The sequence below is a fragment of the Sphingosinicella flava genome (genome assembly GCF_016025255.1).
Classification (GTDB): domain Bacteria; phylum Pseudomonadota; class Alphaproteobacteria; order Sphingomonadales; family Sphingomonadaceae; genus Allosphingosinicella; species Allosphingosinicella flava.
Genome location: NZ_CP065592.1, coordinates 2,300,988 through 2,319,631 on the forward strand (window position 1 = coordinate 2,300,988; position 18,644 = coordinate 2,319,631).

Consider the following 18,644-nt stretch of genomic DNA (forward strand, 5'->3'; position numbering starts at 1 on the left):
CTTTTCGAAGGAGGCGCAGTGTCCGCGCTTGGGCGGGAGCTGTCAGTGCGGAATGTTACCTAGGCGCGCATGCTGCCCGTATCGATGAAGCGCTGGTGCCAGGACAGCGCCTCGGTCAGGATCGAGGGCGATTGCTGGCCATAGGAATGCTCGCGCGCCCGGTGGAAATAGTCGTGGAGCATCGGGCGGTAATCGGGGTGGGCGCAATTTTCGACGATCGTCTCCGCCCGTTGCTTAGGCGAAAGACCGCGAAGGTCCGCCAAGCCCTGCTCGGTGACGAGCACCTGCACGTCCTGCGTGATGTGATCGACATGGCTCGCCTGGGGCACGATCGCCGAAATGGCGTCATTCTTCGCGGTCGAGGGCGCCATGAAGATGGAGACGTAAGCATTCCGCGCGAAATCGCCGGAACCACCGATGCCGTTCTGGATACGCGACCCCATGATGTGCGTCGAATTCACATTGCCGTAGATATCCGCCTCTATCATTCCGTTCATCGCGATGCAGCCGAGGCGGCGAATGAGCTCGGGATGATTGCTGATCTCCTGCGGGCGAAGGATCATCTTGTCGCGGAACAGAGGCATTTCCGCGTTAAGTGTCGCCGCCGCTTCCGGGCTTAGGGAAAGGGCCGTAGCGGACGCCATGCGGAGTTTGCCCGCCGCAAGCAGGTCGAGCATCCCGTCCTGGATCACTTCGGTATAGGCGGTCATCGTGTCGAACGGGGCATCGAGCAGGCCGATTAGCACGGCATTGGCGATATTGCCGACGCCCGACTGGATCGGCAGCAGCGATCGCGGAAGCCGCCCCTTCGCCACTTCATGCCGGAAGAATTCGAGCAGGTGGCCCGCAATGGCGCGGGCATGGTCGTCCGGTGCCTTGAACGGAAGGTTGCGGTCCGGCGCGTCCGTCTCCACGATGGCGGCTATCTTGTTCGGGTCGCAGCGGAAAGCGGGCTCGCCGATCCGGTCGTCCGGGCGGATAAGCGGGATGGGTATGCGGTTGGGCGGCAGCGCCGTACCATAATAGATGTCATGCATCCCCTCTAGCGCTTCGTTTTGCCAGCTGTTCACTTCCAGGATCACTTGGGACGCGCGGTCGAGCCAGGTCTTGTTGTTGCCGACCGAGGAAGAGGGGATAAGCGACCCGTCCGTGCGGATGCCGGATATCTCGACCACCGCCGTGTCGAGCGGCCCCAAAAAGCCCTGCCAGGCCATCGGCGCGACCTGCGAGAGGTGCATGTCGAAATATTCCATCTCGCCGCGGTTGATCATCTCCCGCGCAATCGGATCGCTATTATAGGGCAAGCGGAATTCGATGCCGCCCGCCTTGGCGAGCGCGCCGTCGAGCTCGGGCCCGGTGGATGCGCCCGTCCACACCCGCACCTGGAACGGCCGCCCTTTGGCATGTTCGGCCTCGATCCGGGCGGCGAGCGCCAGCGGCACCGCCTTTGGATAGCCCGAACCGGTGAAGCCGCTCATCCCCACCGTACTGCCCGATTTGATCAGCGACGCTGCCTCCTCGGCCGTCCTCACCTTCGCGCGGAGTGCCTCGCAGCCGATCCGGTTCGTGCCGCCCAATCCTCATCTCCCTCGATCTGCAAAGCTCAGAATAAGCGCAACCTGTTCGCTCCCGGATCCGGTTCATTACTTATTCCGGCAAAGGGGAGAGGGCGCGACGATGGGGGCGTCCGGCACAAGGGAATCGTCCATGGCCTCCGATCTTCAGCAATGTCACGGGCAGGAAGAGCTCACACGGCTGACCGCGCGTAGCGGCTTCTCGTTCGATGTGCGCCCCGTTCGCTCCGGCGACGAGGCCGCGCTCGGCCAATTCTTCACCCATGTCGCGCACGAAGATCTCCGTTTTCGCTTCCTCACTGCGCTCAACAAGGTCGGGCCGGAATTCCTCGAGATGATGGTTGAGGTGGACCATGATCGCACCGAGAATTTTCTCGCCCTCGATCCCGCCAGCGGCACGATCATCGCCACGGCCATGGTCGCGGCCGATGAGAAGAGAGAATGCGCCGAAGTCGCTCTGTCGATCCGCGCCGACTATAAAAAGAAGGGCATTAGCTGGACCTTGCTCGAACATGCCGCCCGCTGGGCGAAGGCGCGCGGCTTTAAGTGCCTGAAATCGATCGAGAGCCGGGAAAACCATCAGGCGATCGAGCTGGAACGGGAGATGGGATTTTGCGCCGAGGAATATCCGGGCGATTCCACCCTCATCCTGCTCCGCGCCGAGCTTAATCCATAAGATGAGCACCATGCGGGCGATGGAGTTACAGGCGATCGGCGGACCCCTTCGCCATGTCGAGCGGGAAGTGCCGCGACCTGGGCCAGGCGAACTTCTCATCGAGATATCGGCCTGCGGCGTTTGCCGCACCGACCTCCACATCATTGATGGGGACATAAGGGACCATCTGCCGGTCGTTCCAGGACATGAGATTGTCGGCCGGATCGTTGAAAAGGGGCCGGACACGCCGGGCGTGTCGATCGGAGACCGCGTCGGCGTGCCCTGGCTCGGCCGCACATGCGGGCAGTGTCGTTATTGCCGTGCGGGCCAGGAAAATCTCTGCGACGATCCCCTCTTCACCGGCTTCAACCGGAACGGAGGGTTTGCCAGCCATTGCATCGCAAATACCGCTTTCTGCTTTTCGATACCCGGCCAGTTTTCCGATGCCGAAGCGACGCCCCTGCTTTGCGCCGGCCTGATCGGCTACCGCTCCCTACGCCTGGCAGGGAACCCCCGTCGCCTTGGCCTCTACGGCTTCGGTGCCGCCGCGCACATCCTGACGCAGGTGGCGCTCTGGCAAGGGCGGGAAGTCTATGCATTCACCCGGCCCGGCGACACGGATGGCCAGACCTTCGCGCGTGCGCTCGGCTGCGTCTGGGCGGGCGGATCGGACCAGGCGGCGCCGCAGGAACTGGATGCCGCCATCATCTTCGCGCCGGTGGGGGCGCTCGTGCCCCTCGCACTTCGCGCCGTCCACAAGGGCGGCAGGCTCGTCTGCGGCGGCATCCACATGAGCGATATTCCGGCTTTTCCTTATGCCGACCTTTGGGGCGAGCGCGCGCTTCTGTCCGTCGCCAACCTCACTCGAGCCGATGGCGAAGAGTTTTTGCGGATCGCGGCAGAAATTCCGGTGGAGACGCGCACTCATGATTTCCCGCTCGAACAGGCGAATGAGGCCGTTGCGGCGGTGAGGGCAGGCGCGCTCCAGGGTGCCGCCGTCCTCATTCCCCCCTCTTAAGGGACATTCCGTATCCAGGAATGGAGGCCTGCGCGATAGCTTGATGGCTGCCCGTTTCGAGGAGGTGGCGAGAATGGCAGGAGACGATGGCCAGTGATACCGGCAGCCTAAGTCCGAAGCGCCGGGCGGACACCGAGCAGGAGGGTAGCCGTGCCCTGCACCGCATCGTCGTCGCCATCGATCTTGGCGAACATTCCGGCAAAGCGTTGGCGAGGGGGTGCCGGATTGCGGCACAAAGAGGCGCGAGTCTTCGGATCATCCACGCCGCGCCGGGGCCGCTCGATCTTTCCGAGCAGGCCGCGCTTCGCGTCGATATCCGCAAGCAGGTGCATCAGATCGCGGAGCGCCTTTCCGATCCCGAAATCGATTTTTCCCTCCATATCCCCGAAGGCCGTCCGGAGGAGGCGATCGCCCAGGAAGCCGAGCGGATTGGGGCAGACCTCGTCATCGTCGGCGGGCATGGCGAACCGCGCTTTCGCGACGCGATTTTCGGCATTACCGCCAGCCATGTTCTCCAGCGCTTGGCCGTCCCGCTTCTAGTCGCGCAGGGAGAAAATGCGGGCGATTATAAGAGGGTGATGGCCGCGTCGGACGACGCTGCCTTCGCGGCCGACCTCGTTCGCGTCGCAAGCCAGATCGCGCCTGGCGCAGACATGCACGTCGTTCAGGCGGTGAACCCTCGCGGCCTGGCTCTGTTTGAGAGCGATGCGGCGATCGCAAAGCGGCGCCACGGCAGGGAGCACGCGTTGCAGCAAACCCTTGCCGCGGCGCTCGCGTCCGAGCCTGTAGCAGAGCATCTCTTTACCAGCGTCGAGGAAGGCGACCCGATGGCCGTCATCGAGCATTGCTCCGATCGCCTGCGGCCGGACCTCATCGCCATGGGAACCCATGGCTGCATGGGCATGGAGCGGCTGATCCAGGACAGCTTCGCCGAATATATGCTCCTTTGGGCCAGCTTCGACGTGCTAATAGTGCCAGTGGGCTTACCCTCCGATCATCCAACCGGGACGAGGAGTGAGGCGGCCTAATGGGCGAGCAGCAGTGGCACCTCACACTCGCACAGCAGATCGGCCGTGACGCCGCCCAGAAGAAATTCGCGCAGGCGTGAATGGCCGAACGCGCCCATGACGATCAGGCCCGCGCCGATTTCCGCCGCGGCGCTCCGCAAGGCAGCGGCAATGTCTCCCCGATCCGCCTGGCGTTCGACGATGCAAACATGCACGTCGTGGCGCGACAAATAGCGGGCGGCGAGATCGCGCGGATAAAGACGCTCTTTCTCCTCCACTTCCACCAGATGCACGTCCGAGGCCCTCTGGAGCAAAGGAAGGGCGCCGCGAAGGGCGGCAGCGCCTTCGGGTGAACCGTTCCAGGCGATGATCACCGGCTTTCCGGCGTCGAAGCCCAGCTGCGCCCCCGGAATGGCGAGAACGGGCGCCCTCGCGCTCATCGCGACGGCGGCGGCGATGGGGCGCGGCTCATCCTGAAACAGCGCACGGTCAGCCCGGGTGATCACGACCACGTCCGAAAGCATCGAATAGCGGATGAGCGCGGTCGACAGGAGTTCGTCGCGATGAACCCAGTCCCAGCTCACCCCTTCGCCGTGAAGGCGGTCTTCGATGCGATGCTGGAGCGCCAGCCGGATGTCTCGGATCTTCGTCGAGAATTCCTCCGGCATCGCCGCGGCGACCAGCGGGTCGGTAATGAGATAGTCTTCGAAAGGCGTCGCATGGAGGCAGGTGATGTGCCCGCCAAAGGCCCGGGTGAGATCGAGCGCCGCCTGGAAGCGGCTTTCAAAGCCGGTGTCGTCATAGACGTGCAGCAGGATCGATCTCATTTTCTCCTCCGGCAGGCATGATGGGATCAGGCCCCAGCGGCCGATCCTCCCCCAGCCCAGCCGCGAAGGCGATGCGTAACGCTTCCGATAGGCTGGCGACTTTCAGCTTGGTCATGACGTTCGCACGATGGATTTCGACGGTGCGCGGACTGATACTGAGATCGTAGCCGATCGTCTTGTTGGGCAGTCCCCGTGCTAGACCTTCCAGCACGTCGCGCTCGCGCGGCGTCAAGGCGTGCAGCATGATTTCGGCTTCCGACGCGCGCGCCTTCGCCTTGTCAGACCTCTCGAGGCGGTCGAAGCCATGCTCCACCGCCTGTAGGAGTGTCGCGCGTTCGAACGGCTTTTCGATGAAGTCGCTGGCGCCGAGCTTCATGGCCTGAACGGCGACCGAGACATCGCCATGGCCGGTCATCACGATCACCGGGAAAAGCGTTCCGCGATCCCGAAGAGCGTGCTGAACCTCTATACCGTCCACGCCGGGCATGCGAACGTCGAGCAGGATACAGCCGGGAGGCAGATCGCGCACCCTCAGGAATTCGGGGCCCGAGGCATAAGTCTTCACGACATAACCCGATGTCTTCAGCATGAAGCTCGCGGAGCGGCGGATTGCCTCGTCATCATCGACGAGATGCACGACGCGGTCAGCCATCTTTCACTCCCGCATTGACCAGGGTGAAGTTGAAGGCGGTGCCGCCAAGCCGAGACGGCTCTGCCCAAATCCGCCCCTCATGGCCACGGACGATCGTCTGGCAGATGGAGAGGCCGAGTCCCATGCCCGTTGCCTTGGTGCTGATGAAGGGATGGAACAGCTTAGCCGCAATGTCGCCGTCGAGACCCGGACCGCTGTCGGAAACCGAAACGCGCACGAAGCCGTGAGCATCTTGCGCGGATCTAATCTTCAGGATTTTCGTCCGGCTCCCCTCCATCGCCTCCATGGCATTGCGCATCAGGTTGAACAGAACTTGCTGGATCTGGATGCGGTCGACGAGGACCGCGTCCGCATCCTGGTCAAGGCTGATCTCCACTTCCACGCCGCGCTCACGCGCGCTGACGAGGGCCATGGCACTTGCCTCGTTGATGAGGCGGCTGAGGCTTTCGACGCGCCGTTCCGGCTGCCCTCCTGAAATGAAGTCGCGCAGCCGCCGCACGATCTGTCCGGCGCGGATCGACTGCTGAGCGCAGTCCGCCAACGCCTCCTGCACGATGGCCAGAGTGGCCGGGTCAGGGGATTTCAGAAGCTCGCGGGCCGTCTCCGTATAATTTGCGATGGCGGTGAGGGGCTGGTTGAGTTCGTGCGCGATCGAGGTTGCGAGGGTTCCCATCGTCGTGACCCGCGACACATGGGCCAGTTCGGATTGCAGCCGGTGGAGCTGCCGTTCCGTTTCCTGGCGTTCCGACAGGTCGTGGATGAAGCCGGTAAAGACCCGGTCCTCGCCAAGCCGCGCCTCGCCGATATGGAGATCGATGGGAAACGTCGTTCCATCGCGGCGCCGCGCGGTGGTGACGCGGCCGATGCCGATGATCTTGGGCTGTCCCGTTTCATAATAGCGGCGGAGATAGCCGTCGTGCCGCTCCCGATCGGGCGACGGCATGAGCCTGCTGACATTTTCGCCGAGAAGCTCGGCTTCCCTGTAGCCGAACATCTTTTCCGCCGCCGCGCTGAAGGAAATGATGAGCCCGCGTTCGTCGATGACCACCATCGCGTCAGGCACCGCGTCGAGGATCGATCGCAGATGCTCCTCGCGCGCGAAGGGCTGGGGCGCCTCCACGCGCTTGCCCTTCGCCACGATCTCGCGCTTCGCATGCATTTCGCACCCATTTTGCACGGGAGGGCCCGGGAGCCCTGCATAAGGGATACTCCTGATTCAACGATCTGTCGCCTTGGTACATTCACCCAAAATGAGAGGTGGCCATGGCGCACATCCTGCTGATCGATGCACATCCCGACAAAAAGGAAGGACATCTCGTCCACGCGCTGGCGGATGCCTACGAGGAGGGTGCGTCAGAGGATAACGACGTGCGCCGCATCAACGTTTCCGACCTTCGTTTCCCAATCCTCCACTCGCCGGAGGACTGGCTGCACCGGAAGCCGCCCGTTGCGATCAGGGAGGCGCAGCAAGACATTCTCTGGGCCGATCACCTGGCCTTCTTCTATCCCCTGTGGCTCGGCGACATGCCTGCGCTCCTCAAGGGCTTTCTCGAGCAGGTGGCGCGGCCTGGCTTCGCAATCGACATGTCCAAAGGATTTCCCAGGAAGCTCCTCACGGGGCGCTCCGCCCGGATCGTCGTCACCATGGGCATGCCGGCCTTGTTCTACCGGCTCGTCTATCGTGCCCACAGCCTGAAGAGCCTGAAGCGGAACATCCTGAACTTTGCAGGGATTACGCCCGTCCGTGCGACCGTGGTCGGCGGCGTTGATAGCGAGACCGCGCGTCATCGCGCGCTTGCGGAGATGGCGGTGCTCGGACGGCGCGGCAGATAGAGGTAAGACCATCCCACGGCATCCGTAACATCCCGGATATTCGCTCCACCCGCCTTCCATCATCCTCGGGTGATCGCAGTCAAGGAGCGCTTCGATGAAAAACGTTCTCGTTCTCATCCATGACGATGCCGGACAGGAAGCCCGGCTCCAGGCGGCGCTCGACCTGACGAGGGCACTCGGCGGCCACCTGACCTGCCTCGATGTCGTTCAATTGCCCATGCTGGTCGGCGACTTTTTCAGCGCCGAAGGCTATGCCGTCATGCTGGAGGACAATGAAGCGCGGGAGGCCGGCAACAGGGACCGGATCATGCAGCATCTCTCCGGCGAGGACGTCGCCTGGGACATGTGCAAGAGCACAGGCGAGATCGGCGATTGCATCGAGGCCTCCGCCGGTCTTTCCGACATCGTGGTCGCGAACACCCGCCTAGAGGACGTCACGTCCCCTCAAATGGCAAGCATCGTCTCCTCTCTCGTGCTCCGTCTTCATAAGCCGGTACTGGCCATCCCCCAGGATTGGCGGCGGCTCGATCTTGCCGGCAACGTCCTTATCGCCTGGGACGGATCCGTCCCGGCAATGGCCGCCTTGACCGGATCGATCCCGCTCCTGAAGCTTGCCGGTTCCGTTCACCTCGTCCAGGTCGGCGAACCCGCCTGCGCCGCCACGATCGAGGAAGCGGCGGTCTATCTCTCCCGCCACGACATCGAGCCGGAGGTGAAGGAGATAAAAGGGGAGGACGTGCGGCCGGACGACATCGTCGCCGAGCAGGCCCGCAGGCTCAATGCGGCCTATCTTGTCATGGGCGCTTATGGTCATTCCCATGTTCGGGAGGCTATTTTCGGCGGCGTCACGCACCGGATGCTGGACCGGGCGGAGATCCCGCTTCTCCTCGCGCATTGACAGCGCCGACGGGATGAAAGTCCGACGAGCAGCTTAGTCAGATATCAGCGTGATAAGGACATTTACGGGCATCGGGTCGCCTCCCCGGAGGCTAATTTCATCGCATGGTGCACCGTTCGGCAGATGCGGAAATGTTGACGACCGGCAGCTGCTGTCCGGAGGCCAGATTCAGAACCTCATCGGGCAGCTGGATCCGCCTTAAGGACTTTCGAGGACAGAAGCTCATCCTCTTCTTCTGCCCGGCCGACGAAGCGGAATGCGTCTCCGAAATTGAGGATTTCGCGCTCCTTGCTCGGTCGTTCAGCCGGTGCGGAGCCTGGATAATGGGCGTGCTGCCAAACCGAGTGGGGGCGAGGCGGCTCATGCAGGGGAGCGACATCAAGCTCGTCGAAGATGCCGAAAGGTCGGCGTCCACATGTTTCTCGGTCTGGCTGAATGGCGGCGCTCCGGCGCGCGGTACGGCGCCTGCCACCTTCTTCTACGATCGCGACGGACGGCTCTGCCACATCTGGCGCAACGCGCCGCTCTCCGGTCATGCCTCAAAGGTGCTGGAAGCTGCGGAGAGCTTCAAATGAGGTGGTCCTGCTAAATGGCGAACCGGTCCCGCAACGTGGAGGCCAATACCTCCTCGCGACCGAGCCCGTTCTTCATCTTCGCCACGGGCATAGAAAACAGCTGCCCGACCATCGATGGCGGGCGGACGCGCTTCGATCAGATGGAGGCGAGCCGCCACTATGACCTATGGTCCCTCGACTTCGATCTCGTGCAAAGCCTCGGCATCCACTTCCTGCGTTACGGCCCTGTGCTTCACCGGACGTGGCTCGGCCCAAATCGTTACGACTGGTCCTTTACGGATGCCACCTTCGCCAGCCTTTTCGCGCGCGACCTGATCCCGGTTGCCGATCTTTGCCATTTCGGCGTTCCCGATTGGATTGGCAATTTCCAAAACCCCGATTTTCCAACTCTATTCCCGTCCTACGCGCAGGCTTTCGCCGCCCGCTATCCCTGGGTGCAATTCTATACGCCCGTAAACGAGATGTTCGTCTGCGCTCTGTTCAGCGCAAGATACGGCTGGTGGAACGAGCAAATGCGTTCGGATAGGGCTTTCGTGACGGCGCTCAAGCACATCGTCTCGGCCAACGTTCTGGCGAGCAAGGCCATCTTGGAAGTCCGGCCCGACGCCATCTTCATCCAGTCGGAATCGACCGAGTATTTCCATGCCTTGTTTCCCGACGCGGCGCCTGCCGCGGAGAAGTTCAATGCTCGGCGTTTTCTTCCGCTTGACCTTAATTACGGCCACGAAGTGGATGCCGCGACCTACCAATTCCTTCTTGATAACGGCATGAGCCAAGAGGAGTATCGCGCCTTCCGCACCGCGGGCATTCGCCATCATTGCATCCTCGGCAACGATTATTATCCGAGCAACGAGCATTTCGTGACGCCCGATGAAGAGGTGCATGACGCGGGCGAGATATTCGGGTTCGATGAGATCGCCCGGCAATATTACGACCGGTACAAGATCCCGCTGATGCACACCGAGACCAATGTGGACGAGGGGTGCTCCGGGGACGAAGCGGTGAAATGGCTGCACAAGCAATGGGCCAACGTCCTTCGGGTTCGCGACAATGGCATCCCGATCGTCGGCTTCACCTGGTATTCGCTGATCGATCAGGTCGATTGGGATAGTCTGCTCCGCACCAAGGCCGGGACGGTCAACCGGCGGGGCCTGTTCGATATGGACCGGAATATCCGGCCGGTCGGACGCGCCTATAAGAAGCTGATCGCACGGTGGGAGGAAGTGCTGCCCGCGCAGAGCGCCTGCCTGACCGTGCCCTTCGTTCTTCCCAGCGAATATGACGAACCCATGGAACGGCGCCGCCGCGACTGGATCCGGAAGCAGCACGACCGCTGGTTCAGGGCTTGATCGCGACCTTGAGCACCCCATCGCGCTGGTGGCCGAAAAGATCGTAGGCCGCTTCGATTTCGTCGAGCGTGAAATGGTGGGTGACAAGGGCGGAGGTGTCCACACGGCGGCCCTTCACGATGGCGAGGAGGCGCCGCATCCGTTCCTTCCCGCCGGGACAAAGCGTCGTGATGATTTTATTGTCGCCAAGCCCTGCGGCAAAGGCATCGAGCGGAATTTTGAGGTCGCTCGAATAGACTCCAAGCGATGACAAGGTGCCGCCCGGCCGTAGGACGCGGAGCGCGCCTTCGAACGTTTCCTGCCGTCCAAGTGCCTCGATCGACACGTCGACACCGCGGCCATCGGTCAGCTCCATGATCATCTCGACCGGATCGTCCTTGCTGAAGTCGATGACGTGATCCGCGCCCATCTTGTGAGAGATTGCCGCGCGCTCGGGCACCGCCTCCACGGCAAAGATCCGCGACGCGCCCATCAGCCGCGCGCCGGCCGTCGCGCACAGCCCGATCGGACCCTGGGCGAAGATCGCCACCGTATCGCCGATGCGAATCCCGCCGGATTCAGCGCCGCCAAAGCCGGTCGACAGAATGTCCGGACACATCAACACCTGCTCGTCAGTCAGCTCGTCCGGCACGACAGCGAGGTTGGCCATGGCGTCGGGCACGCGCAGATATTCCGCCTGCGCGCCGTCAATCGTGTTCCCGAACCGCCAGCCGCCCATATGCTTCCAGCCATGGGGCGTTCCCGCGCCGCATTGCGCGCCGCAGCCGTAGAGCGAGGCGTTTGAATAGCCCGAAGGCGTAATTGCGCCGGTGATGACCCGCTGACCTTCCTGAAAACCCTTCACCTCCGATCCGAGCTTTTCGATGATCCCGACCGGTTCGTGACCGATGGTGAGGCCGCTCTGGACAGGATATTCGCCCTTCAAAATATGGATATCCGTGCCGCAGATCGTCGTGGTCGTGATGCGGAGAAGCGCGTCGAGCGGTCCCACATCGGGCACGGGTTTCTCGCCGAGGATGATCTGTCCGGGCTCGATAAAGATTGCCGCCTTCATCTTGTCCATCGCACGCCTCCATTCCTTGCCGCGCATGATCGGCCCTGAGCCGCGGAGGCGTAATACGCAGTATTCCGGATCAGGCTCTTTGGTTGCCGTGCACGTGCTTGCGGCGGAGCAGGCGGCGGGACAGCAGCAATCCTGGGATCAGTGGCAGCCAGAGCGTGAAGCCACGCAGCAGCAATGTGCCCGCCGCCGCCAGGGCCAGATTGACGTCCAGGAAATGCAGCATGGTGATCGAAACCGCCTCAAAGGATCCAAGGCCGAGCGGGATGGGGCCGAGGGTGACGGCGATCGAGGCCATGACAAGGGCGATCAAGGCAGTAGCGAAGGAGGCGCTTCCACCGAGCGCGAACAGGCATACCTGAAGCGTCGCGGCGTCGGCGAGGAAGATGAGGAGGTTGAACCCCGCCGAGCGCAAGATCAGCCGCCGGTCGTTCAGCAAATCGGTATGCGCTTCTCCGACATAGCCGTAAAGCTGCCGCACCGGCCCGATCCTGGCGAGAAAAGGGGGCAAGGGCCGGCGGCCGCGCCGCCCGAGCCAAAAGGCGATGCCGCCGATCAGGAAGGCGACCGCGAGGAACACCGATACCGAAATCGCCAGCAGGACGCTCGCCTCCGCATGAAGCCAGAGGAGGACGAGTATGGCGACGGCCATCACCGCATAAGCGATATAATAGCCGACGATCGAAACCAGCAAAACGGATAAGGCGGCGGCGCGAGGGAGCCCGCGCCGGATGAGCTGGTTCACGAGCAGGACGTTGCCGCTCATCCCCGCCGTCGGCACGGCCTGATCGGCGAACAGCTTTGAAATGCTCAATGGGACGAGCGACCGCAGGGGCAGGGGGTGCCCCGCCTTTTTTAGGGCCGCCGACCATGTTCCGGCCACGGATATGTAGGTGGAAAGCTGCAATCCCAGCGCGACGATCAGCCAGAGCGGCTCGGCGCGCCTGACTGCGGCCGTGAACTGCCGCAATTCACCGAAGTTCAGCACGATCGCGACAAGCGCGGCGAACACCAAAAGGCCGACGAAAAGGGCCGCGAGCGGCAATCGCTGCCTAACTGTTTCGTCTCCGCTCACCCTGCCGGAATGGGCTGATGCCGCGCCCATCTCCATCCGCAATATCCCCTATCAGCCGATAGAGGTCTTTCAGGTACAGCCAATTGGCGCTGGAGGCGCGGCGATGAACCATGAGGGCAGAGGCACGCCTCCCCGGGCGGAAGGAAAAACGGGCGATCACGATGGCTGGTGGGCGCAATCTCTCCCCGCACTGCTGACCGGTCTTTCAGCCACAGCCGATGGGCTCGACGAGAAGGCCGCGGCGCAACGGCTGAAGACTGTCGGACCCAACAGCTTCCGCGACACCCCGGAACGCAGTGCTGCTCTGCTGCTGCTCCGGCAATTTGGAAATCCCCTGGTCCTCATCCTCCTGTTCGGCGCCGCCGTGTCGATGGCGCTCAAGGATTGGATGGATGCTTCCATCATCGTGGCGATTGTCGCGGGGAGCGCGTTGCTCGGCTTCTATCAGGAATTTCGGGCATCCCGAGCGGTCGCGGCGCTGCAGGACCGGCTGAAGCTGACAGTGCAGGTTCTCCGTAGCGGGCGGGAAATGACCGTGCCGGACGATGGGATCGTGCCCGGCGACGTCGTCCTCCTTTCGGCCGGAAACCTCGTCCCGGCGGACGGCCGCATCCTCCAATCCCGGGATTTCCTGGTGAGCGAGGCCGCGCTGACCGGCGAGAGCTTTCCGGTCGAAAAGTCGCCGGGCCTGGCGCCGCCCGACGCTCCCGTCGCCGCCCGCACCAACAGCGTGTTCATGGGGACGTCGGTCCGAAGCGGCACCGCCCGCATCCTCATCACCCAGACCGGGGGACGCACCGCCTACGGGCGCATCGCGGCGCGGCTGCGGAAGCGCGAGCCCGAAACCGATTTCGAACGCGGCGTCCGTTCTTTCGGCGGCCTATTGCTGAAGGTCATGACCGTCATCGTGATCGCCGTACTGACGATGAACCAGATGATCGGACGTCCCTTCAATGAGTCCCTGTTATTCGCCGTCGCACTAGCCGTCGGACTCTCGCCTGAGCTCCTGCCTGCCATCGTCAGCGTGACGCTGGCCGCGGGCGCGCGCGATCTGTCGCGCGGCGGCGTCATTGTCCGCAAGCTCGCGGCGATCGAAAATCTTGGAAGCATGGAAGTGCTTTGCACCGACAAGACGGGAACGCTAACCGCGGGCGTCGTCCGCCTCCACGACGCGATCGATGTCGACGGTGCCTCCTCGGACGCTGTGCGCCTTGCCGCCTATCAGAATGCCGCGCTTGAAACCGGCATCAAAAACCCGCTCGATGCCGCTCTGCTGGACGATGCGAAGGCATCCGGACGGACCATTTCCTCCGCCGCGAAGATCGATGAAATACCCTATGACTTTTCCCGCCGCCGCCTGACGATCGTCGTCGTCCATCCCTCCCTGGCGGGGCAGGCGCGGATGATCACCAAGGGCGCCTTCGCGGATGTTCTGGCGACATGCGCGACGCTCAACCGCAGCGGCGCCGTTCATCCGCTCACGGACACGGAGCGGACAGGCATAGAGGCGCGGTTTCGAACGTTAGGCGAGAGCGGCTTTCGCGTTCTCGCGGTCGCCGAACGGACGCTCGAGGCCCGCGCCCATTATGCCACGGCGGACGAGCGGGACATGACCCTCATCGGTCTTCTCCTCTTCGCCGATCCGCCGAAAGACGACGTGCGGCAAACGCTCGCGGCGCTTCTCGACCTCGGCGTCCGGGTCAAGATCATCAGCGGCGACAATCGCTATCTCACCCGCCACCTCGCCGAGGAGGTCGGCATTCCCATCGGCCGGATCCTGACGGGCGGCGAGATCCGGGCCATGCCGTCAGAGGCCTTGGCGCGCGCTGCGGCCGAAGCGAACCTGTTCGTCGAAATCGATCCCCAGCAGAAGGAAGGCATCGTGCGCGCGCTTCAACATGGCGGCCATTCGGTCGGCTTCCTGGGCGATGGCATCAACGACGCACCTGCCCTCAAGGCCGCGGACGTCGGCATATCCGTCGATCAGGCGGTGGACGTCGCCCGCGAGACGGCGGACGTCGTCCTGCTGCGCCCCGACCTTGAGATCCTGCGGCGCGGTGTCTTGGATGGGCGGAAGACCTTCGCCAACACGCTCAAATATATCAGCATCACGACCAGCGCCAATTTCGGCAACATGGTAAGCATGGCGATCGCAACTCCTGTTCTGCCCTTCCTCCCGCTGCTGCCCAAACAGATTCTGCTTAACAATTTTCTGTCTGACCTACCTTCGGCGGCCATTTCCACGGACAATGTTGACGCAGAACGCCTGTCATCGCCGCAGCGGTGGGACGTGAGGGAAATACAGAAGTTCATGATTGTGTTCGGCCTGGTCAGTTCGGCCTTCGATCTGCTGACATTTGCGGTCCTGCTTCTCCTTTATCGCGCAGGAGAAAGCGAATTTCAGACCGCCTGGTTCGTTGTCTCGCTAATGACGGAGCTCGTCGTCGTGCTTGTCCTGCGTACTCGGCATTTGGCGTGGCGCAGCCGCCCAAGTCCGCTCCTCCTTTGGACCACGATAGCCATGCTGATCCTCACACTTGTCGGGCCTTATCTTGGGAGCGTCAGCTCGATATTTGGATTGATGCCACTTTCCATAGCTCTGCTGGCTATCTGCCTGCTGGTTGTTATCCTCTATGTTACGGCTACAGAGGTCGCCAAATTCATATTCTATGACTGATAATCGAATGTACCTATCATAGGGGCGTCGATAAAATTGGAGGAACATCAGGTCGGTCTATTTTCCGAACCTCCTCAGCAAGCCTGTGTCTGGTTAATGGACCACCAGAGGGCCTGCCCCTCTTCCGAGGTATTTTAAATCGAGCTCTTGGTAGAGCGCCTGCATCAGCGTCTCAGCTAATAAGAGATAGTGTCACCATTCTCAGCGCTTCGGAGAACATCTCATCAGTCATGGGTCACCTTGGGCGATGACCCACGCGAAGGTGTTAATCGTCACTTTCGAGTAGTGTGAGAAATCGACCATTCTTCGGTTCACTGTCTCTGGCGGATACTACCTAGGTAAGTGTCCAAATGAGGAAGGCAATTCCCTGCTCGAACGCTTAGGGAACGCCCTCCAAAGTAGCGAAATACGGGAGGCCAGGGTGACCAAGGAAACCCGCAAGCCCGCATGAAGCACACGCAATTCCCTGTAGAATCCCTGATGAGCAGGGAAACACGGCGGAGACTGGTTCGCACCTGACTGCGTGGCGCACCATTTTTTCAGTGCCAGCCCGGCGATGCGTTCTACAGGACCGTCCCCGCTGCCGGGCCGGTCCTGGCCGGACGATAATAGCGGACATAATCCACTTCCATGCGAGCCGGAAAAGCGACGTCGGCGATGCCCTCGCGGCCGCCCCAGCTGCCGCCGACCGCGAGGTTCAGGATCAGATAATAAGGCTTGTCGAACGGCCATTCCCGCGCCGCGCTCTTTGACAGGCGAAAGGTGATGCGGTCGTCCACGCCCATCTGGATACGGTCGGGCGTCCAGAGCAATTGGTAGCGGCGGAAGCGCCGGCAGGCATCGGGCACCATCGACTGGGCGCTGCGCTGGGTGCCGCGAAGGTGGTTCATCGTCGCGGTATGGAGCGTGTGGTGCACGCGGCCGGGATCGAAGCCGACATGTTCGGCGATGTCGATCTCGCCATCGTCCGGCCATCCTTTGTCTTGCTCCACCGGCAGCAGCCAGATGGCGGGCCAGGTGCCGACCGTGCACGGCAACTTCGCCCGCACTTCGAAATAGCCATATTGAAAGTGCCTGCGTCCGCGCGTGGTGAGGCGCGCGGACGAATAAGGCTGGCCGTTCCAATCGTCGTAATCTTGCGGCGCGAGATCCTCCCGATGCGCCTCGATGATCAGACGGCTCTTGTCGATCCGGGCATTTTTCCGCCGGTCGCGCGCATAATATTGCCGCTCGTCATTGTGCCAGCCCGTCCGGTTGAATTCGGTATCATAAGTCCAAATTCGGGGATCGGGCGCGTCGCGGCCGTGAAATTCGTCCGACCATTCGAGCGTATAGAGCGCTTCCCGATGCATAGACCCCGCCAAAGTCGTGCAGCCGCCCAGGCTTGCGGCGGCGACCGGCAGGACGGCCGCCAAAAAAGAGCGGCGTGGCGTCAGAACAGCCGGCTCAGGCCGATCGCGGCATAAGGCTTCACCTTACGGCCTTCCTGATCGCGAATGCCGCCCGACAGCTGGACGTTCCAGGCATCGGAGAAGTCGCGGGCATAGAACAGGCCGATATTGCGGCTGTCATAGCTCGGATCGCCCTGAAAACCGCCCTCGATTCCCAAAAAGGCCCTGCCTGCGGAGTCGATCCTGTGGCCGGCGCGGAGCTGGGTATAGTAAGTCTCGTCGAAAAGCCCGGCATTGCCGTACCAGCCAAGGCTCCACCCACCGGTGCGATAATTGCCTTCCGCGCCGATCACCGCATCGACCCGCGTGCCCGAGCGTTCATTGGCGGGATCGCGGGGAGACAGCGACGTGTCGGTCAGGCGCGGCCCGGCCGAAAAATTCGCCCAGCCCCACGGCGCCGAAGTCTGATAGACCAAGGCCGCTTCGGCACCGACATAATCGGCTTCGACCGTCGCGACGCCCTGCTGGTATTTATACCGCCCGGCATTGGCCGATCCCCGCAAGGCGAAGCCCTGACCCAGTCGCGCCCCGGGCAGGGAGACAAGGCCGCCGGCATAGGCGGATACGCCGTCCCCCGCCGAACCGCCGAAGAACAGCACCCCATCCCGGTTTTCCTGCGCGGCCAGCGGCGCAGCGCTGAGAAGAAGAGCGAGCGGCAGGATGATGGACGAATGCTTCAACGGAACCTCCTCGACTTGAACGGCCTTTGTATGATGGATCAATTGCCAAATCACAAACAGGGTGCCGATATGATTTTCCGATGCTAGCAGGAAAAGGCATGGACCAGCCCGCCGCGCCCGTACGCATCGATCGCGCCCTCTCCGTGCTTGTCGTCGACGACGATGAGCTGGTGCGCGGATTCGTCGCCATCATCCTCGAAGGACTGGGTTGCATCGTCGAGGATGCGGCGGATGGAGAGGCGGCGCTCGCCCTGCTGCGCAGCCGCCATTTCGACGTGCTCATCACCGATTGGCAGATGCCCGGGCTCGACGGCCTCGATCTCGTCAGCCGCGTCCGCGCCGAAACGGCGGAAAGCTATCTGCACATCATCATGATGACGGCGCGGGGCGATGAACAGACGGTGCGCGACGCCCTTCGCGTGGGGGTGGACGATTTCCTGCAAAAACCGGTCGATCAGCTTCAGCTCGAACTCGGCATCGCGTCCGCGCGGCGGGTGGTCGACCTTCAGCGCCGCCTCATGCGCCGGAACCGGCACCTCGCCGCCGCCAATGCCCGGACGCGCGAGGCCTATCGGCGCATCAAGTCCGATCTTGCCGCTGCTGCCGACCTGCAACGCAAGTTGCTGCCTGAGCCGTGCCTCGACGGTCCCTTCCGCTATGCATGGCATGTCGACGCGTCCCTCGAAATCGGCGGCGACACGTTGAGCGTGCTGCCGGTGTCCGGGGACAGGCTGCTCTTTTTTCATCTGGACGTGTCGGGTCACGGCATTCCCGCCGCCTTGGGCTCCTTTTCTGTCCATGAGCGGATCCTGCGCCTCGCCTTCTTCGAACCGGAACGATTGCCGGAGGCGGCGGTGCTGCTTAATCACGAATTGCTCGCACTGGGGGGCGAAAGTTACCTCACGATGGTGCTGGGCGTCGCCGATGCGAGGACGGGCGAGGTCTGGTTTATTCGCGCCGGCCATCCGCATCCCTTGCTTATCCGGCAAGACGGAGAGGCGTGCTGGTTCACCGATGGCGGGCTGCCCATTGGCCTGCTCCCCGATATCACGCATCCAGTGACGCGCGTTCATCTCGAGCCTGGCGACCGCATCCTCTTTTATTCGGACGGGCTGACCGATAGCGCGGGCAATGACGGTGAGGTATTCGGTGAGGAGGGGCTCGAAGAATTGGCACGCGCCTCTACCGGCTTACCTTTGTCAGCCTTTCTGACCCGGCTCGATGCAACACTGACTGCCCAGCGCGGCAATACCCCGCCCGAAGACGATATTTCGATATTAGTTCTCGAGCGAGCGGCCGAAACGGAGGTTTAA

At 62.7% G+C, this 18,644-nt stretch carries 17 protein-coding genes; 9 read left to right on the forward strand and 8 right to left on the reverse strand.

Translation table 11 applies throughout. The features are described from left to right. Window positions 1-59: 59 nt before the first annotated feature. Window positions 60-1,577, reverse strand: coding sequence for an acetyl-CoA hydrolase/transferase family protein (locus tag IC614_RS11730; protein ID WP_200971637.1), 1,518 nt, complete (start codon window positions 1,575-1,577; stop codon window positions 60-62). Window positions 1,578-1,707: 130 nt separating this feature from the next. Between IC614_RS11730 and IC614_RS11735 the strand changes: the two genes are divergently transcribed. The 3 genes from IC614_RS11735 (at window position 1,708) to IC614_RS11745 (ending at window position 4,275) form a co-directional block, all read left to right on the forward strand. After that, entirely contained in the window at window positions 1,708-2,250 is a 543-nt protein-coding gene (locus IC614_RS11735; protein WP_200971638.1) for a GNAT family N-acetyltransferase, read from the forward strand. A gap of 10 nt (window positions 2,251-2,260) precedes the next feature. Next, window positions 2,261-3,247, forward strand: coding sequence for a zinc-dependent alcohol dehydrogenase family protein (locus IC614_RS11740; protein WP_404829131.1), 987 nt, complete (start codon window positions 2,261-2,263; stop codon window positions 3,245-3,247). 86 nt (window positions 3,248-3,333) lie between these two features. Further along, window positions 3,334-4,275, forward strand: a complete 942-nt coding sequence (locus IC614_RS11745) for a universal stress protein (protein WP_200971640.1) — start codon at window positions 3,334-3,336, stop codon at window positions 4,273-4,275. Here the strand turns inward: IC614_RS11745 and IC614_RS11750 are convergent. From IC614_RS11750 to IC614_RS11760, 3 genes are read right to left on the reverse strand one after another with little or no spacing between them, the layout of a single operon-like run. Continuing rightward, the gene (locus IC614_RS11750; protein ID WP_200971641.1) at window positions 4,272-5,081 is read right to left on the reverse strand and encodes a universal stress protein; all 810 of its coding nucleotides are present in this window, start codon (window positions 5,079-5,081) and stop codon (window positions 4,272-4,274) included. The two genes, IC614_RS11745 and IC614_RS11750, sit on opposite strands and share 4 nt — an antisense overlap. Then, the gene (locus tag IC614_RS11755) at window positions 5,053-5,733 is read right to left on the reverse strand and encodes a response regulator transcription factor (RefSeq protein ID WP_200971642.1); all 681 of its coding nucleotides are present in this window, start codon (window positions 5,731-5,733) and stop codon (window positions 5,053-5,055) included. Before IC614_RS11755 ends, IC614_RS11750 begins: the two co-directional genes overlap by 29 nt. Further along, complete coding sequence (locus tag IC614_RS11760) at window positions 5,726-6,892, reverse strand: sensor histidine kinase (RefSeq protein ID WP_200971643.1); 1,167 nt, start codon at window positions 6,890-6,892, stop codon at window positions 5,726-5,728. Before IC614_RS11760 ends, IC614_RS11755 begins: the two co-directional genes overlap by 8 nt. 104 nt (window positions 6,893-6,996) lie before the next feature. On the opposite strand from IC614_RS11760, the gene IC614_RS11765 reads away from it, so the two are divergent. The 4 genes from IC614_RS11765 to IC614_RS11780 all read left to right on the forward strand — a co-directional run bounded on the left by IC614_RS11765 (window position 6,997) and on the right by IC614_RS11780 (window position 10,388). Further along, complete coding sequence (locus IC614_RS11765) at window positions 6,997-7,566, forward strand: NAD(P)H-dependent oxidoreductase (protein WP_200971644.1); 570 nt, start codon at window positions 6,997-6,999, stop codon at window positions 7,564-7,566. Window positions 7,567-7,660: 94 nt separating this feature from the next. Next, window positions 7,661-8,464, forward strand: coding sequence for a universal stress protein (locus IC614_RS11770; RefSeq protein ID WP_200971645.1), 804 nt, complete (start codon window positions 7,661-7,663; stop codon window positions 8,462-8,464). A 131-nt stretch (window positions 8,465-8,595) separates the two neighbouring features. Further along, window positions 8,596-9,039, forward strand: coding sequence for a redoxin domain-containing protein (locus IC614_RS11775; RefSeq protein WP_207791122.1), 444 nt, complete (start codon window positions 8,596-8,598; stop codon window positions 9,037-9,039). 14 nt (window positions 9,040-9,053) lie between these two features. Further along, window positions 9,054-10,388, forward strand: a complete 1,335-nt coding sequence (locus IC614_RS11780) for a family 1 glycosylhydrolase (RefSeq protein ID WP_200971647.1) — start codon at window positions 9,054-9,056, stop codon at window positions 10,386-10,388. On the opposite strand, the gene IC614_RS11785 is transcribed toward IC614_RS11780, so the two are convergent. Both IC614_RS11785 and IC614_RS11790 read right to left on the reverse strand, forming a co-directional pair. Next, window positions 10,378-11,451: an NAD(P)-dependent alcohol dehydrogenase gene (locus IC614_RS11785; RefSeq protein WP_200971648.1), complete on the reverse strand. Its 1,074-nt coding sequence runs from the start codon at window positions 11,449-11,451 to the stop codon at window positions 10,378-10,380. The two genes, IC614_RS11780 and IC614_RS11785, sit on opposite strands and share 11 nt — an antisense overlap. 70 nt (window positions 11,452-11,521) lie before the next feature. After that, complete coding sequence (locus IC614_RS11790) at window positions 11,522-12,523, reverse strand: lysylphosphatidylglycerol synthase transmembrane domain-containing protein (RefSeq protein ID WP_200971649.1); 1,002 nt, start codon at window positions 12,521-12,523, stop codon at window positions 11,522-11,524. A gap of 103 nt (window positions 12,524-12,626) precedes the next feature. Between IC614_RS11790 and mgtA the strand changes: the two genes are divergently transcribed. After that, window positions 12,627-15,200 carry a magnesium-translocating P-type ATPase gene (gene mgtA / locus IC614_RS11795; RefSeq protein ID WP_200971650.1) on the forward strand — a complete coding sequence of 858 codons (2,574 nt, stop codon included), beginning with the start codon at window positions 12,627-12,629 and terminating at the stop codon, window positions 15,198-15,200. Window positions 15,201-15,763: 563 nt separating this feature from the next. Here the strand turns inward: mgtA and IC614_RS11800 are convergent. Then, window positions 15,764-16,615, reverse strand: coding sequence for a glycoside hydrolase family 16 protein (locus IC614_RS11800; protein WP_226372657.1), 852 nt, complete (start codon window positions 16,613-16,615; stop codon window positions 15,764-15,766). Between the two features lie 17 nt (window positions 16,616-16,632). Then, complete coding sequence (gene bcsS, locus IC614_RS11805) at window positions 16,633-17,331, reverse strand: cellulose biosynthesis protein BcsS (protein WP_200971652.1); 699 nt, start codon at window positions 17,329-17,331, stop codon at window positions 16,633-16,635. A gap of 98 nt (window positions 17,332-17,429) precedes the next feature. Here bcsS and IC614_RS11810 point away from each other — a divergent pair, with 98 nt between their 5' ends. Beyond that, on the forward strand, window positions 17,430-18,644 hold the full coding sequence (locus IC614_RS11810) for a PP2C family protein-serine/threonine phosphatase (RefSeq protein WP_200971653.1): 1,215 nt from the start codon (window positions 17,430-17,432) through the stop codon (window positions 18,642-18,644).

Excerpts from the sequence above, each read along its gene's own strand:
- IC614_RS11735 (WP_200971638.1), top strand. The coding sequence starts at position 1,708 with ATGGCCTCCGATCTTCAGCAATGTCACGGGCAGGAAGAGCTCACACGG.
- IC614_RS11740 (WP_404829131.1), top strand. The coding sequence starts at position 2,261 with ATGCGGGCGATGGAGTTACAGGCGATCGGCGGACCCCTTCGCCATGTC.
- IC614_RS11745 (WP_200971640.1), top strand. The coding sequence starts at position 3,334 with ATGGCCAGTGATACCGGCAGCCTAAGTCCGAAGCGCCGGGCGGACACC.
- IC614_RS11750 (WP_200971641.1), bottom strand. The coding sequence starts at position 5,081 with ATGAGATCGATCCTGCTGCACGTCTATGACGACACCGGCTTTGAAAGC.
- IC614_RS11755 (WP_200971642.1), bottom strand. The coding sequence starts at position 5,733 with ATGGCTGACCGCGTCGTGCATCTCGTCGATGATGACGAGGCAATCCGC.
- IC614_RS11760 (WP_200971643.1), bottom strand. The coding sequence starts at position 6,892 with ATGCATGCGAAGCGCGAGATCGTGGCGAAGGGCAAGCGCGTGGAGGCG.
- IC614_RS11765 (WP_200971644.1), top strand. The coding sequence starts at position 6,997 with ATGGCGCACATCCTGCTGATCGATGCACATCCCGACAAAAAGGAAGGA.
- IC614_RS11770 (WP_200971645.1), top strand. The coding sequence starts at position 7,661 with ATGAAAAACGTTCTCGTTCTCATCCATGACGATGCCGGACAGGAAGCC.
- IC614_RS11775 (WP_207791122.1), top strand. The coding sequence starts at position 8,596 with ATGTTGACGACCGGCAGCTGCTGTCCGGAGGCCAGATTCAGAACCTCA.
- IC614_RS11780 (WP_200971647.1), top strand. The coding sequence starts at position 9,054 with ATGGCGAACCGGTCCCGCAACGTGGAGGCCAATACCTCCTCGCGACCG.
- IC614_RS11785 (WP_200971648.1), bottom strand. The coding sequence starts at position 11,451 with ATGGACAAGATGAAGGCGGCAATCTTTATCGAGCCCGGACAGATCATC.
- mgtA (WP_200971650.1), top strand. The coding sequence starts at position 12,627 with ATGAACCATGAGGGCAGAGGCACGCCTCCCCGGGCGGAAGGAAAAACG.
- IC614_RS11810 (WP_200971653.1), top strand. The coding sequence starts at position 17,430 with ATGGACCAGCCCGCCGCGCCCGTACGCATCGATCGCGCCCTCTCCGTG.